The sequence below is a fragment of the Nocardioides sp. YIM B13467 genome (assembly GCF_042788075.1).
Classification (GTDB): domain Bacteria; phylum Actinomycetota; class Actinomycetes; order Propionibacteriales; family Nocardioidaceae; genus Nocardioides.
This window is the reverse complement of the sequence record NZ_JBHZPJ010000046.1, coordinates 705,115-720,039: the sequence shown is the minus strand read 5'-3', so window position 1 is coordinate 720,039 and position 14,925 is coordinate 705,115. Positions and strand designations below refer to the sequence as shown.

At 68.8% G+C, this 14,925-nt stretch carries 12 protein-coding genes; 5 read left to right on the top strand and 7 right to left on the bottom strand.

All coding sequences use genetic code 11. The features are described 5' to 3' along the window. Position 1: 1 nt before the first annotated feature. The 7 genes from ACFX43_RS10660 to ACFX43_RS10630 form a co-directional block, all read right to left on the bottom strand. The gene (locus ACFX43_RS10660; protein ID WP_378820400.1) at positions 2–1,648 is read right to left on the bottom strand and encodes a DUF6119 family protein; all 1,647 of its coding nucleotides are present in this window, start codon (positions 1,646–1,648) and stop codon (positions 2–4) included. 850 nt (positions 1,649–2,498) lie between these two features. Beyond that, positions 2,499–3,344 (bottom strand): bifunctional DNA-formamidopyrimidine glycosylase/DNA-(apurinic or apyrimidinic site) lyase, encoded by an 846-nt coding sequence (gene mutM, locus ACFX43_RS10655; protein ID WP_378820398.1) that lies wholly within the window; start codon positions 3,342–3,344, stop codon positions 2,499–2,501. Further along, positions 3,345–4,043, bottom strand: a complete 699-nt coding sequence (gene rnc, locus ACFX43_RS10650; RefSeq protein WP_355020137.1) for a ribonuclease III — start codon at positions 4,041–4,043, stop codon at positions 3,345–3,347. Positions 4,044–4,063: 20 nt separating this feature from the next. Then, positions 4,064–4,249: a 50S ribosomal protein L32 gene (gene rpmF / locus ACFX43_RS10645; protein ID WP_008358292.1), complete on the bottom strand. Its 186-nt coding sequence runs from the start codon at positions 4,247–4,249 to the stop codon at positions 4,064–4,066. Between the two features lie 66 nt (positions 4,250–4,315). Beyond that, a complete protein-coding gene (locus ACFX43_RS10640; RefSeq protein WP_355230142.1) occupies positions 4,316–4,870 on the bottom strand; it encodes a DUF177 domain-containing protein in 555 nt (184 codons plus the stop codon). 41 nt (positions 4,871–4,911) lie between these two features. Then, complete coding sequence (locus tag ACFX43_RS10635; protein ID WP_378820394.1) at positions 4,912–6,450, bottom strand: ArnT family glycosyltransferase; 1,539 nt, start codon at positions 6,448–6,450, stop codon at positions 4,912–4,914. Next, entirely contained in the window at positions 6,402–7,409 is a 1,008-nt protein-coding gene (locus ACFX43_RS10630) for a lysylphosphatidylglycerol synthase domain-containing protein (protein ID WP_378820392.1), read from the bottom strand. The genes ACFX43_RS10635 and ACFX43_RS10630 overlap by 49 nt, the downstream gene beginning before the upstream one ends. Before the next feature lie 94 nt (positions 7,410–7,503). Between ACFX43_RS10630 and ACFX43_RS10625 the strand changes: the two genes are divergently transcribed. The 5 genes from ACFX43_RS10625 to ACFX43_RS10605 all read left to right on the top strand — a co-directional run bounded on the left by ACFX43_RS10625 (position 7,504) and on the right by ACFX43_RS10605 (position 14,758). Continuing rightward, positions 7,504–8,604 carry a glycosyltransferase gene (locus tag ACFX43_RS10625; protein WP_378820390.1) on the top strand — a complete coding sequence of 367 codons (1,101 nt, stop codon included), beginning with the start codon at positions 7,504–7,506 and terminating at the stop codon, positions 8,602–8,604. A gap of 23 nt (positions 8,605–8,627) precedes the next feature. Then, the gene (locus tag ACFX43_RS10620; RefSeq protein ID WP_378820387.1) at positions 8,628–9,383 is read left to right on the top strand and encodes a class I SAM-dependent methyltransferase; all 756 of its coding nucleotides are present in this window, start codon (positions 8,628–8,630) and stop codon (positions 9,381–9,383) included. A 91-nt stretch (positions 9,384–9,474) separates the two neighbouring features. Continuing rightward, positions 9,475–12,252, top strand: a complete 2,778-nt coding sequence (locus tag ACFX43_RS10615) for a YfhO family protein (protein ID WP_378820385.1) — start codon at positions 9,475–9,477, stop codon at positions 12,250–12,252. Positions 12,253–12,317: 65 nt separating this feature from the next. Beyond that, positions 12,318–13,931, top strand: coding sequence for an acyl-CoA synthetase (locus tag ACFX43_RS10610; RefSeq protein ID WP_378820382.1), 1,614 nt, complete (start codon positions 12,318–12,320; stop codon positions 13,929–13,931). Between the two features lie 2 nt (positions 13,932–13,933). Beyond that, complete coding sequence (locus ACFX43_RS10605; RefSeq protein WP_378820379.1) at positions 13,934–14,758, top strand: enoyl-CoA hydratase; 825 nt, start codon at positions 13,934–13,936, stop codon at positions 14,756–14,758. Positions 14,759–14,925: the final 167 nt, after the last annotated feature.

Sequence of the window (14,925 nt, the reverse complement as noted above, 5' to 3'; positions counted from 1 at the left end):
CTTATGTGACCGTACCCATATTGATCCTGGCCAAGGTTGGTTCGACCCTGGCGTTGCGCAGTCGTTGCGCTTGATCCCGCAGATTGACCTTGCTGAACGTCGGCAAGTCGAGAGGCAGGTTCCGCTCGTCGGCGAGGCCGATCGCGTAGGTGACCATCTGCGGCGCTGCCATGGCAATCGCCGAGAACCGGGGGTCCTTGGCATACACCTTCTCCTCAAACCGTCGCCGGAAGTTCTCGTTGCCGTTGAGCAGCGACGCCGACACAGCCCCCTGGGCGAAGAGATGGCTCAGCGTCTGGCTGCCGTTGTATCGCTTGACGTGAATGAGGTAGCCGTCGATGTGCAGGAGATCGCAGGCCTCAATCGTTCCCCGCCCGCCCGCCCAGACTTGATCCTTGTCCATGTGGAGAAGGTCTGCGTCCGCTTCGGCTGCTGCCACGTTGTACTCACCCTCGTCGCCAGCCGGCCACGGTTCAAGTCCCAGCTCGTCGGTAACGTCACGGATCTTCTTGAGGTCAGCGTTGAGCTTCTCGGTGTAGTGCTCCTTCAGCTGGAACCAGCGTCCGAGCGTGAGCACGTACCTGTCGGAGGACGTCCCTGCCTCGAAGACCAACCAGTGAACCAATGCAAGGTCCTGGCTCCGCTCGTCTCCGTCTGCGCCGATGGCTATCACTCGAGCGTTCATCAGGAAGGAGTGCCCGCGCTTTACACCCGCCTCGGCCATGGCCGAGCGCAAGGCTTCCAACGACGGAACATCGAAGCTGACCGACTTCGAGTTGTATGTCAGCTGGTATGAATCCACCTGGTCCATCCGCACATCGTCAGGCGGAGCGAACTCGACGACCTGGACGTCGAACGCGCTCACCTGGTCAGGGATCCGGTCCTCATCTCTCTCGAGGACCTTGCTCCCGAGCAGCACCATTAGATCCTTGACTATCTGGCTGGAGTTCCTCAACGGATCCAGAGCATCGATAAATTCGAACTCATCCTGCGCCTCACTACCGGTCACCTCGTCCAGCATCCTCCCGAGGATCTCCTTGACGAGATAGAGGTCTGTCCCGGACCGGAAGGCGATCGAGTCGCCCGCCACCACACTGCCGCCGATGCCATCGATGCCGACATCGAGCCGACCAACCAACTTTCGGACGAACTCTCCCTCGAGCTCCACGCCGAGGTCTCGAAGATCTCCCCCCGAAGCGACCGACACATCCTGTGTCCGCGCCGTAGCGTCGATCCTCCTGCTGCGCAGCTCAGTCATTTCGTTTGGCTTGAGCTTGCGGGCTGCGAGCCGGAGCCCGAACGAGGTCTCCAAGCGATCCCACTCGAGGGCGCCACCGCCATATCCAAAGCAGAGTGCGAATATTCGCTTCTTCACAGGCATGAAGATGACCAGACGATTGGTCCGATTGAGCACGTCAAGCCCGTTGAACATCGGTGACAACAACTCCGCCCACTTTGGCATTTTGGGGTCGCTGGTCCCGAAGTATGCGATGGCACCGCTGGGTGCCGCAGAGGTCGCCGCCAGCTTCAATAGCTCATGTTCGCCACCCGAACGGTACTTGGGACGTAGGGCGTGTTCTGGATCAGAGAGCGACTTGTCCAGGAGGTAGCAGTTGAACATGAGCTTCGGAGGATCCTCGTCGGGCATCGCTGCTCTCACCTTCCTGAACCGGGTTACGGTATTTACCGTAGGCATGAGAGCGCAGTCGGGTGGCGAATGAGGGCAATACGGTCCGACCCACCGTTGAGTACCCCTTCTGCGGTACTACCCGATTAGGACTAAGGGCAGCCGACAACCGTGCCAGATGGCCCTGCTGAGACGGGTCAGTACCCCATCGTCGTGTTCGTGCTGACGTTGGGTCGTCATCCCCGCGTTGTGGCGCTGGATCGACAGCTCTCCTGCCGACACCGGGCCACGCGGATCACAGGCAGCGCGTACGTGCTCGATGACGGTCTCTCGGCATCACTGGTCTGACCTGACGGCGGCCACTCCAAAGCCGCGGATCGGCCGAGACGGATCTCATCCCGGCCGCCCCTCCTACTCTCCCGGCCAGTCGGATCGGAGTAGTCCGTTGCCGGCAGCGATGGCCACCGCCCGGATACATCCCGCTGCGCCTTCGCGTTGGGAGGCATGCGTTGACGGATCGCTGGTCGATTGAGGTTCTCGGGCCGCGCTGAGGGCTGGAACGGTCGCCACAAGGTGAATGCATACGGAGAGCGACCGGTTTCACCCTCGTCGTCTGTTGCTACGAACGCGCCGACAGGTCGCTCCAAGACCGACGCGCGCCCGGTTCGACCTCAGCCTCCACACCACCGACTGAGCTCATACGATCTCAACGCCAGACACGGTTGGACACCTCTGCCTATTCTCAACGTCCGACACCGAGCCCGACCCATTACGACAGCGTGTGACGTTCACGTGGCCGAGAGTGTCCAATGGTGTCCACCCAGTCCAGCGCGGAGCAACCCATGTACGGGCACATGTCCGCGGCGACAATTCAGCGTTCCCGCTGGCAGAGCGGGCAAAAGTGCGACGAGCGGTTCATGAATGGAACCCGTCGGATCGGGGTCCCGCAGCGGCGACATGGCTCACCTTCTCGGCCATAAACGTCAATGTCTCTCGAAAAGTAGCCCGACTCGCCGTTCACGTTGACGTAGAGCGCGTCGAAGGAGGTGCCACCCTGGGACAGCGCCTCGGTCATCACGTCGCGTACGTGGCCGAGCAGCTCGCGCACCTTCGGGCCGGTCAGCCGGTCCCCCGGCCGTTCGCCGTGCAGCTTGGCGCGCCACAGGGCCTCGTCGGCGTAGATGTTGCCGACGCCGCTGATCACGGTCTGGTTGAGCAGGATCCGCTTGATGCCGCTGGAGGAGCGGCGTACGCGGGCCACGACCGCCTCCGCGTCGAAGGCGGCTTCGAGCGGGTCGGGGGCGATGTGGACGATCTCGGGCGGGAGCTCGGCTCCCCCGGGGCTGATCGAGAGGCCTCCGAACATGCGCTGGTCGACGAACCGGAGCTCGCGGCCCTCGGCGGCCCCGTCGAGACGCATGCGGACCCGCAGGTGGCGCTCGTCGGGCGACTCCGGCGGCTGGACGAGCATCTGGCCGCTCATGCCCAGATGGGCCATGAGGGCGTCACCGGAATCGAGCGGCAGCCACAGATACTTGCCGCGGCGGCGGGCACCGGTGAGGACGCGGCCCCTCAGCTCCTCGGCGAAGGCCGAGGCACCGGCGAGGTGGCGGCGTACGGGCCTGGGGTGCAGGACCTCGACGGCGACGATCCTCGCGCCGAGTACGTGGCGCTCGAGACCGGCGCGTACGACCTCGACCTCGGGAAGCTCAGGCATCTAGGCAGAAGAAGAGGCGGCGGCCTGGATCTCGCCGTAGGCCGTCTCCGCGGCGGCCTGCTCGGCCTCCTTCTTGGAGCGGCCGACGCCGTTGCCGTAGAGCTGCTCGCCGACTCGGACCTTCGCCGTGAAGGTCTTCATGTGGTCGGGGCCCTCGTCGGTGATGACGTATTCGGGCACACCGAGGGCACGCTCGGCGGCAAGCTCCTGCAGCGAGGTCTTCCAGTCGAGCCCGGCACCGAGGTCGGAGGCCGCCTCGATGAGGGGGTCGAAGAGTCGGTGGACGAGGACCGTGGAGACCTCGATGCCACCGGAGAGGTGGACCGCTCCGATCACCGCTTCCACGGTGTCGGAGACGATCGACGCCTTCTCGCGCCCACCGGTGGCCTCCTCGCCACGGCCCAGCTTGATGTGCTGGCCGAGGCCGATGGCCTGACCGACCTCGGCCAGGGCGCGGGCGTTCACAACTGCCGCCCGCAGCTTGGCCAGCTTGCCCTCGGGCAGGTCGGGGTGGATGCGATACAGGGTCTCGGTGACCACGACGCCGAGCACCGAGTCGCCCAGGAACTCCAGGCGCTCGTTGGTGGGCAGGCCACCGTTCTCGTAGGCGTAGGACCGATGGGTCAGCGAACGCTCAAGCAGCTCGGGGTCCAGGATCGGATCCCCGAGCGCTTTGCGAAGCTCGGCGTAGTTGGTCAGGAGACTAACCGCGTGTCAGATCAGAGGACCTGGCGACGCTCGGCGCGAGCGCCGTACTGGCCGCACTCGCCGCACGCACGGTGCGGGATGTGCTTGGCGCCGCAGGCGGGGTTCGCGCACGTCACCAGGGTCGGCGCAACGGCCTTCCAGGCCGAGCGGCGGTGACGGGTGTTGCTGCGCGACATCTTCCGCTTCGGGACAGCCACTGTTTTCTCCTCTTATTCGGCCGGTCGGATCTCGACCGGCTACTGAAGCCTAGTTACTGGCGAACTCTAGTTGCTGGGCTCATCTTTCAGCGAAGCCAGCCCCGCCCAGCGCGGGTCGACCTTGTCGCCGTGGTTGTGCCCGGGCTCGTCCGCGAGCCGCGCCCCACACTCGGGGCACAGTCCCGGACAGTCGTCCTGGCACATCGGCTGGAACGGCAGTGCGAGCACCACCGCATCCCTGAGCACCGGCTCGAGGTCGATCAGATCGCCCTCGGTCCGGCTGGTCTCGTCGTCCTCGTCAGGGGCCTGGCCGTCACGAGAGTCGTTGTAGACGTACAGCTCCTGGATGTCGACCTCGGCTTCATCCTCGATCGGCTCCAGGCACCGCACGCACTCGCCCTCGAGGACAGCAAAAGCCGTCCCCGTGACCAGCACACCCTCCATGACCGCCTCGAGCCGCAGGTCGAACTCGACCGGCGAACCCTCGGGGACAGAGAGGACTTCGATACCAAGATCCGCCGGCGCCGGCACCGTCAGCTCCACGTGACGCTCGGACCCCGGGCGGCGGCCGAGCTCGCGTGTATCGAGCACGAGCGGCGCTCTCGGGTCCAGGGCAGTCATGTTTCACTTCCGGATGAGGGCACGACAGATCAGATGAGATCTTACCGGGACCGGACGACGGCGACCAAAAGGACGGTCACCACACCGGCCATGCACGCTAGACCGGCGATGCCCGTCGCGACCCAGGCCGCCGACTGGAAGACCGGTGCGGTGGCCAGGTCGCCACCGGAGGGGTTCGGCGGAGCGACGTGGGCGGCGAAGACCGCGAACGCCGCCGCGGCCCAGACCGCGACCGCCGGCCCCGCCAGGCGCGGAGTGGCGGCGAGCCCGAGCGCGGTGAGCAGGCTGGTCACGACGGTGAGTGGGATCAGATAGCGCCAGTACGCTCCGCCACCACCAGCCGCGTAGTTGAGCTGGATCCCGACGATGACCGCGGTCAGGGCGAGCAGCAGCAGCGCCGTCGCCACCCGGACGGGCTCCCGCCGCGACGGGAGATCGCGCGGCTGGGGGCGTCGTCGCGAGCGTCGCGAGACGGGTGTGCTGGCAAGGCGGAGCCTCGAAGGCGGTCTGGTTGCACCGTCGAGAGACGACAACGCAGCCAGCGCGCCCGTATCGCGGCGCGCAGCAGGCGGCCACGGCCGCGCGATCTCCCAGAACGCGCGGAGACCGACGACCAGCCCGAGCACGAGCGGGACGATGGTGAGCACGGCGCCGATGGTGACGTGCTCCTGGAGCGCCGGCGGGATCAGCAGCTGGCGCCAGATGTCGGAGTCGGTGGCGACGTCGATCACGGGGCGTACCTCCCGCTCCTGCAGGGGGCCACCGGGCTTGCCGACGAGGTCGGTCTGCATGCCGGACCAGTTGCCGGTGGCACGGAAGTTTCGGATGTAGAACCACGCGTTGACGGCGACGGCGAGGAGAACCCCGACGCCCAGGCGCAGGATGCCCGCCCAGTCACGGCGCGGGCCGAGGAGCCAGACCAGGCCGAGGGTCGTCGCGCACAGGCCGATGAAGACGACACCGGGGAGCCGGGTGCCGAGGGCGGCTGCGGCGTACAGACCGAAGAGCACCAGCCCGCCGGTCCGGGACCCGTTGCGAAGCAGCCATACCGTCTGGCCGACCAGGAGGGTGGCCCACAGCACGAACAGGTTGTCGTTGAAGACGACGCCACCGAGCCTGGTCAGGGCCGGGCTGAGCGCGGTGACCAGGCCGGCCGCGACCGACACCTCGGGGCGGCTGGGGACGATCTGGCGCGTCGTCCACATCACCGCGGCCACGACCAGGCAGGTGATCACGAGGGCGATGCCGCGGGCCGCCATCCCGGCGGCGAGCAGGTGGCCGGCGTCGGTGAGCGGTCCGACCACGGGTGCCAGCAGCAGGTAGAAGAGCGGTGGATGCTGGCCGGTCCAGTCGAAGGGCAGCGTGTAGCCCCAGATCTGCGGCATCCTCATCGGGTCGCCGATGCTGATCAGGGTGCCGTGCCACAGCTGGTAGGCGTGGTCGACATGGGCGACCTCGTCCTTGGTGCCGTAGAGCGGCGAGGAGAGCGCGTAGCCGGCACACACGCCGGCGCAGGTGATGAGGTTGGCGATCAGGCCGGCGGTCCAGAGCTGCGGTGCGGTGGGCCGTGCGGTTGGCACAGGGGTCTCCCGAGTGGTTCGTTGGCTGGTGACGGGGCGGGGGTCGGAAGGTCGCCGGCGCGACGGGTCAGGAAGGCGGCGACCAGGGCGGCGGCGGCATCGGCCAGGACGGCGATCCCGCGGGCCAGCAGGGCGACCAGCAGGGCCAGCCCGGGCGAGAGGACGCCGGAGAGGGCGACCACCAGGACGGCCTCGCGCAGCCCGGCGCCGGCCGGGAGTCCGATCGCGGCCATGCCCAGGCTGAACCCGAGCGCATAGCCGCCGACGCTGGCCAGCAACGAGGGCAGCGGGTCGCCGCCCAGGCCGACCACGACGACCCAGATCTGGAGGCCGAGGAGGAGCCAGACCAGGCTCTGCAGCGCGAGCGCCGTGCCGATCCCTCGCCAGGTCGGCAGCACCTCGAGCGGCTCGCGACGCAGCAGCCGAAGCCCGGTGTCGGCCACCTTCGCGAAGACAGGCGGATGCAGCGCGACCAGGATCAGCGGTAGGAGCAGGACCGCCCACCAGTAGCGCGCGAACGTCTCCTGGCCGAGGAACGGCATCAGCAGCACCGACACCATGACGCCGGCGCCGACGGCGATCGCCAGCACGAGCACACCCTGGGTCAGGGACGTACGCCGCGGCACCCGCTCGGCGCGGGCGAGCTCCATCTGTCCGAGGATCGTCCACACCGAGCCGGGCAGGTACTTCCCCAGCTGGCTGACGTAGAAGATCCTGGCCGCGGGCACCAGCGGCAGGGGCGAGCCGAGATCGGTCAGCACCACCCGCCACATCAGCAGCGCCACCCCCTGGGCGAGCGCGGTCAGCAGAAAGGCGACCCCGAGCACCCACAGCGGCAGCTCCTCGAAGCCCCGCACGAGCGCGTTCCAGTTGCGGTGGACCGCGTACGCCGCCACCAGGACGACGATCGCGACGATCACCGCCTTGAGCGGCACCGCCTTCGTCCAACCTCGGCCCACGGGTCCTCCTTGGCAGCACTTTTCGGGTACCGACATCTCAGATGCGGGGTGTGCTGCTCGAACTTTCCTTGACCTCGACCCTAACGTTGAGGTGATGCACATCGTCGCCTTCGGCACCTACGACGTGGCCTCCCATCCGCGGGTCGCGGTACTCATCGAGGGCTTGCGCGCCTGTGGCGCGGAGGTCACCGAGGTCAACCGGCCGCTCGGCCTGGACACCGCGGCGAGGGTGGCGATCCTGCGACAACCGTGGCGTCTGCCGCTGCTCGTGCTGCGCCTGCTGACCTGCTGGAGTGGGCTGGTCGTGGAGTCGCTGCGACGGCGCGGGCGTCCCGACGCCGTGCTGGTCGGCTATCTGGGCCACTTCGACGTGCACCTGGCCCGTCTCCTCCACCCGCGTTCGACCATCCTGCTCGACCACATGGTCTCGGCGGCCGGGGTCGCCACCAACCGGCGGCTGGCCGGCTCGGGCGGGTTGAAGCTGCGCCTGATGAAGGCGATCGACGCGATGGCGCTGAAGCAGGCCGACGTGGTCATCGTGGACACGGTCGAGCAGCAGGAGGGACTGCCCGGGGACGTACGCCGGCACTCGGTCGTGTGCCCGGTGGGTGCCACCACGGAGTGGTTCGACGTGGGGGCCAGGGCGCTCGAGCGGCCGACCGAGGAGCCGCTGAAGGCGGTCTTCGTCGGCCTCTTCTCCCCCACCCACGGCGCGCCGGTGATCGCCGACGCCCTCGACATCCTCGCCGACGACGAGCGGATCGAGGTGACGATGGTGGGCCAGGGCCAGCAGTACGACGAGGCACGGCGCCTCGCGGCCGGCAACCCGCGCGTCTCCTGGGTCGACTGGGTCGACGCCGAAGACCTTCCCGACTTCGTCGCCGGGTTCGACGTGAGCCTCGGCATCTTCGGCACCGTCCCGCAAGCGCGCCGGGTGGTGCCCAACAAGGCGTTCCAGGGCGCCGCCGCAGGCGCGGTCGTCCTCACCTCCGACACCGCGCCCCAGCGGCGGATGCTGGAGAGCGCGGCCCTGCTCGTCTCCCCGGGAAGTCCCGAGGAGCTCGCTTCGGCCCTGACCAAGCTCGCCGACGACCCCGACGAGGCCCAGCGCCTGCGCGAGGCCGCCTACGAGCAGGCGCGGGAGCACTACACCCCGCAGGCCGTCGCCTCCCCCATCCTCGAATGTCTTATGTGATACCGACCCGACCCAGGAACCAGATGCCGCTCACCGCCACCGAACGCCCGCTGCCGCCGCTCGCACCCCGCGCGTGGCTCCGCTACGACGTCGTCAGCCGGATCATCGACCGGCTGGCGCCGGCCACGGCGCTGGAGATCGGCTGCGGTCAGGGCGCCTTCGGTGCCCGCCTGGCCACCCGCGCCGACTACCTAGGCGTCGAGCCCGACGCGGACTCGTTCGCGGTGGCGTACGAGCGCATCACGTGCCTGGGCGGCACGGTGCTCAACGCGATGTCGTCCGAGCTGGAGACCGGAGTGGCGTACGACATGGTCTGCGCCTTCGAGGTGCTCGAGCACATCGAGGACGACAAGGGAGCGCTGGCCGAGTGGGTCACCCACATCCGACCCGGCGGCCACCTGGTGCTCTCGGTTCCGGCCTTCCAGGAGCGGTTCGGGCCGATGGACCGGCATGCCGGGCACTTCCGTCGCTACAGCCCCGAGGAGCTGACCCACCGGCTGGAGGAGGCCGGTCTGGGCGAGGTCGACATCACGGTCTACGGCTGGCCGCTCGGCTACGCCCTGGAGGCGGTCCGCAACCGGATCGACGCCAGGAAGCTGGAGGAGGTGGGCGACCTCACACCCGAGGAGCTCACCCGGGCGACCGGGCGTACGTTCCAGCCCAGCGGTCAGCTCAAGGGCGCCGCCATCGCCCTCGCGACCAGCCCGTTCATGGCCCTGCAGCGGCTACGGCCCGACGCCGGCACCGGGCTGGTGGCCGTCGCGACCAGGCGCGACTGACCCGTCGGCCGGAACGACCGAAAGACAACTTGAACGACCTACCGCGCGCGCTACCGGCGCCCGTTCCCGACTACTCATAGATTTCCGGCTTGTGATCCCATCCGATCGGTGGCGCTCGGGCGTCGTCCTGGCACTTCTCGTCCTCTTCGTCGCGGTGACCTTCGGTCCCGCGCTCGTGGGACAGGGCATGCTGCTGGACACCGGATGGCTGCACGCGATGATGCCGTACGCCGCCGACGGCCCGATCCCCCGAGGGACGCTGTGGTGCCGCGGCGACACCTGGGACTACTACCTGCCCGGCGTCGAGAACATCGTCGAAGGCGCGCGCCACGGCAACTGGCAGACCTGGGCGCCCTACGAGGTGGGCGGCACGCCGCTGGCCTCGCTGCCGAACCACGCCGTGCTGAGCCCGGTCTCGTGGCCCTACTGGGTGATGCCTCTGTGGCTGGCGCCGGCCTGGGTGAAGGTGACCGAGCTGGTGCTGGTGCTGGCCGGAATGGTGCTGTTCCTCGGCCGGCTCGGGGTGCGGCGCAGCATCGCGCTGGTCGCCGGGCTGGTCTTCTTCACCTCCGGGTTCATGATGATGTGGACCAACTGGCCGCACACCAAGGTCGCCTGCCTGGTCCCGCTGCTGCTGTGGGCCCTGGACCGTGCCGTGCAGGAGCGCGGCGCGCGCGACCTCGCCGCCGTCGGCCTCGTCGTCGCGGCGATGCTGCTCGGCGGGTTCCCGGCGGTGACGATGTTCGCGCTGACCCTGGGCGGGATCTACGTGGTCGTGCGCGCGCTCGCGCTCAGGAACGTGCGGCGCACGCTCGTCGCGAGCGGCATCGCCGCCGGCGGCGTCGGTCTCGGGGTCGCGCTCTCCTCGGTCCAGCTGCTCCCTTTCGTGCTCAACATGAGCGCTCTCGGGCTCGAGGAGCGGGTCCCCAACCAGGTCAAGCCTGCCAGTCTCGTGCTGACCACGGTCGCCCCTGACGTCTACGGCACGTGTGTCGACGGGCTCTGGGCCGGCGAGGACAACCCGATCGAGTCGATCGCGTTCGTCGGCGTCGCGGCGCTGATCCTGGCGCTGTGCGCCCTGGTCGTCAGGCTCCCCGGCGGTCGCCGCCCCTCGACGCCCGCCCTGCTCGCGGTCGTGCTGGCCGCGGTCGTCTGGCTGCTGTGGATCGGCGGTCTGCCGCTCGAGCTGCTCCAGAAGCTGCCCGGCTACAGCTCCAACAGCTTCGGGCGGGCGAACTCGATCTTCGGGTTCCTGTGTGCGGTGCTGGCCGGGATCGGCCTGGAGCGTCTCGTCCAGCGGGCCGAGGTGTCGCGGTCTGCTGAGGAGGAGGGTCGGTCCTGGCGTCCGCGTCTGGTGATGTCGCTGGTCGTGCTGCTGGCGGCCGCCGGGGTGGCTGCGTACTTCCTGTTTGCGGCGTACGTCTACATCGACGGCGACTCGCGACCGATCCCTGACCTCGCCGCGAAGCTGCGGGTACCGGCGCTGCTGGGAGTGGTCTCGGTCCTCGCGGTGGCGGCGACGCTGCTGCTGCGGGGCCGGCTGCGGCTGCTGGGGCCGCTGGTGCTCGTGCTGGCGGTGCTCGCGCAGAGCACGATGTTCGCACGCGAGGTGCTGCCGCTCACCGACCGTGACGAGTTCTACCCGGTCACGCCTGCCCACGAGTTCCTCAAGAAGAATCTCGGAGAGGAGCGCTACGGCGCCTCGAGCTGGGAGCACACGGGCGTCGCCGACCACTACCGACTGCGTACGCCGACGGGCCATGAGTTCACCTCGCCGGAGTGGAAGGCGCTGATCGCGGCGGTCAGCCCTGATGCGCAGCTGTCCCCGACCTACAGCGACTTCCCCGCCAACGTGCCCACGCCGGGGCGTCAGCCGGTGCTCGACCAGCTCTCGGTCCGCTACTGGGTGACCCAGCCGATGGAGGTCATCGGGGTCTCCGAGCCGACACCGGTGCCGGTCGCGCAGCGGCAGAAGCTGACGGTGATGCCCGGCCAGCAGGCGACGTGCCGGGTTCCGCAGGGCGACCTGCGCGGGATCGAGGTCACCGTGCCCGACGGCCTGAAGCCGCGGGCGCAGACGCCGACGGTCGTCCGGGTGAGCGTCGGAGCCGGCGCAGAGAAGGTCACCTCCGAGCGGGCCATCGCCGTGAACCGGCCGCTCAAGCGCGGGGAGAAGCTGCGCGTCGCCGTCCCCGACCACCGCTTCGCGTCCGGTCCGGTGCCGGTCACCATCTCGTTCTCGGGGAAGAAGAAGCCTGTCCAGCTGGCCGGTCCCACCGACGGGTCCGCGGTCTGCGCCGCGGTCCGGCCGGAGAAGGGCGACGGGCTGCGGGTGGTGCACGCCTCGGCCGGCGCGGTCATCTACGAGCGCGCGAGCGCGCTGCCGCGGATCCGCTGGGCCGGCACCAGCGAGGTCGTCACCGACGGGCCCACGCGAGTGCGGCGGCTGACCGAGGGCGTCGCACCCGGCACGGTGCTCCTCGACGACGACTCGACGCCGGCCGCGTCCAGCTCGACGGCCCGGGTCGACGTACGCCGCGACGAGGCCGAGACGATCTCGGCCGAGGTCACCGCCGACGGAGCCGGCTACCTCGTCGTCGCCGACTCGATCGCCCGCCCGGGCTGGTCGGCGACGGTCGACGGCCGCCCGGTGGACCTGGTCGCCGGCAACCACGCCTTCGCCGCCGTGCCCGTCCCCGACGGAACCCACACGGTCACCCTCCGCTATGACGCGCCCGGTCTGCGGGCCGGGGCGGTGATCTCCGCAGTCGGCGTTCTCGTTCTTCTTGCGCTCCTGTTCATCCCGACCGTGCTCCACAGGCGGCGAAGCAGGAACGACTCCTTGGCCACGAAGGATGCCAGCATCTAGAACACGTTCCACCCAGCGACACCGCAAGCGTGACACGCGTCCGCCTACGTACCAAGGTCTCGCTCATGGCTGTTCAGATCGCCGACCTGTTCGAGCATGTGGTCGATGTCGTCCCGGAGCGACCGGCGCTGATCGCCGGCGAGGTGCGCTACACCTACGCCGAGCTGGACGCGGAGGCCAATCGCTTCGCTCACCACTTGCTCGGTGCCGGGATCGAGCCGGGCGAGCATGTCGGGCTGATGGCCCGCAACGTGGCCGAGCATGTGGTCGCGATGCTGGGGTGCTTCAAGGCGCGGGTGGTGCCGATCAACATCAACTACCGCTACCTCGAGGCGGAGCTCGACTATCTCTTCGAGAACTCCGGGATCGTCGGCCTCGTCCACGAGGAGCGCTATGCACCGGTGCTGGCCGGGGTCGTGTCGCGGCACGAGCGCCTTCGGCACGTGGTGTCGATCCGCGACGGCAGCGGCGAGAGCGCGGCGTACGAATCCATCGACTGGCGGACGGCGCTCGATCGCGAACCCGTGACGAGGGGGTTCGGCGAGCGCAGCGCTGATGACGTCTTCATCATCTACACCGGCGGGACGACGGGTTACCCCAAAGGCGTGGTGTGGCGGCAGGAGGATGCCTGGCGGGCGCTGGGTGGCGGCACCGACTTCGCGACCCGGGAGCCGATCGAGGAGTTCGCGCCGTCACGGGCCGCGGCCGAGGATCCATCGCCACTGGTCTCACTCCAGCTCGGGCCGATCATGCACGCCAGCGGGCAGTGGGCGATGTTGATGCGGTTCATCACCGGGCAGACCAACGTACTTCTTCCCAAGTTCGACCCGCCGACGATCTGGCGGACCTTCGAGGCCGAACGGATCAACACGATCTCATTGGTCGGCGATGCGATGGCACGACCGCTGATCGAGGAGTTCGAGCGCGGCACCTATGACGGCAGCACGCTGACTACCGTGACCAGCGCGGCCGCGCTCTTCTCCGTCGAGGTCAAGGAGCGGTGGATCAAGACGTTCCCGGACGCGGTGGTGCTCGACGTCATCGGCTCCTCCGAGACCGGGATGACGGGCAACGGACGGATCGAGCACGAGACGCTGGCGGACAAGGGATCGCTGGTGCACCTCGGCCCGGGAACCGCCGTGGTCGACGAACAGCACCGGATCATCGATCCGAGCGAGGTCGGTGCGATCGGGCTGATGGCACGCTCGGGCACCATCCCGATCGGCTACCTGGGCGATCCGGAGAAGACTGCGCACACGTTCATCGAGATCGACGGCACCCGGTACGCCGTGCCCGGCGACTATGTCCAGATCGAGGAGGGCCATCGGCTGACCCTGCTCGGACGCGGGTCCGGCTGTATCAACACGGGCGGCGAGAAGGTCTATCCCGAGGAGGTCGAGGTCGCCCTCAAGTCGCACCCGGGAGTCTTCGACGCCCTCGTCTTCGCGCTTCCCGACCCGACCTACGGCCAGCAGGTCGCAGCCCTCGTCGAGCCCCGGCCAGGTGTCGCGCTCGACGTCGAGGACGTCCGCGCGCACCTGCGCGCCCGGCTCTCGGGCTACAAGGTCCCGCGCACCGTGCACGTCGTCGAGAAGGTGCCACGACACGTGACCGGCAAGGCCGACTATCGCCGTGCCCGGGAGATCTCCGACGCCCTCTGCGCCGAGAAGGCGAGCTGACCATGTCGTACGTCACGATCGACCGCCCCGCCGACGGCGTCGCCGTCCTCACCCTGGACCGTCCCGAGCGGATGAACGCCATGTCGTTCGACGTGATGGTGCCGGTGCGCGACCAGCTGGTCGAGACCGGCCACGACAACAGCGTCCGGGCGATCGTGATCACCGGCGCCGGCCGGGCGTTCTGTGCCGGCGCGGACCAGGAGTCGGCCGGGCGGCCACCGCACACCGAAGGGCTCGCCCGACCGGGCTACGCGTTACGGTCGCTGGATCTCCTGGAGGACGTGATCGGAACGATCCGGCGCCTGCACCAACCGGTCATCGCAGCGGTCAACGGCGCGGCCATCGGTGGCGGGCTCTGCCTGACTCTCGCCTGCGACGTCCGGATCGCCTCCACCTCGGCGTACTTCCGTGCAGCCGGCATCAACAACGGCCTCACCGCGAGCGAGCTCGGCCTCGGCTATCTGCTGCCGCGGGCGGTCGGCTCCAGCCATGCGGCGGATCTGATGTTCACCGGCCGCGACCTGAGCGCTGAGGAGGCCGCCCGCATCGGGCTCGTCTCGCGTCTGGCCGACCCGGTGCTCGAGGAGGCCATCGCGATCGGGACGCGGATCGCGGAGCTCTCCCAACCTGGCATCGAGCTGACCAAGAAGTCGCTCCATGCCGGCATCGCAGCCGGTTCGATGGAGAGCTACATGCCGATCGAGGGCATCGGCCAGCTCTACCTACGGCTGCTCACCGACAACTTCGAGGAAGCCACGCGCGCCCGCAAGGAGGGGCGGCCGGCACGTTTCCGCGACGACCTGCCCCGATCTCAGGCCCGTCCCTAGCCCACCGAGCCACCCCGGCTCGCAGGCGAAGGAGCGGACACGGCGTAGACCGGTGTTGAACACCAGGTTGCCTTAGCACATACGCCGGATGACACCCGCGAGGGGCCGTGGGGCCGCGGAATCCACGCGGTAATGTGGCAGCTCAGAAGCCCCTCATCTGCCCGAAT

What these genes read in the sequence shown, in the direction of transcription:
- ACFX43_RS10610 (WP_378820382.1), top strand. Translation starts at nt 12,318, where the DNA reads ATGGCTGTTCAGATCGCCGACCTGTTCGAGCATGTGGTCGATGTCGTC.
- mutM (WP_378820398.1), bottom strand. Translation starts at nt 3,344, where the DNA reads ATGCCTGAGCTTCCCGAGGTCGAGGTCGTACGCGCCGGTCTCGAGCGC.
- ACFX43_RS10660 (WP_378820400.1), bottom strand. Translation starts at nt 1,648, where the DNA reads ATGCCCGACGAGGATCCTCCGAAGCTCATGTTCAACTGCTACCTCCTG.
- ACFX43_RS10640 (WP_355230142.1), bottom strand. Translation starts at nt 4,870, where the DNA reads ATGACTGCCCTGGACCCGAGAGCGCCGCTCGTGCTCGATACACGCGAG.
- ACFX43_RS10625 (WP_378820390.1), top strand. Translation starts at nt 7,504, where the DNA reads ATGCACATCGTCGCCTTCGGCACCTACGACGTGGCCTCCCATCCGCGG.
- ACFX43_RS10605 (WP_378820379.1), top strand. Translation starts at nt 13,934, where the DNA reads ATGTCGTACGTCACGATCGACCGCCCCGCCGACGGCGTCGCCGTCCTC.
- ACFX43_RS10620 (WP_378820387.1), top strand. Translation starts at nt 8,628, where the DNA reads ATGCCGCTCACCGCCACCGAACGCCCGCTGCCGCCGCTCGCACCCCGC.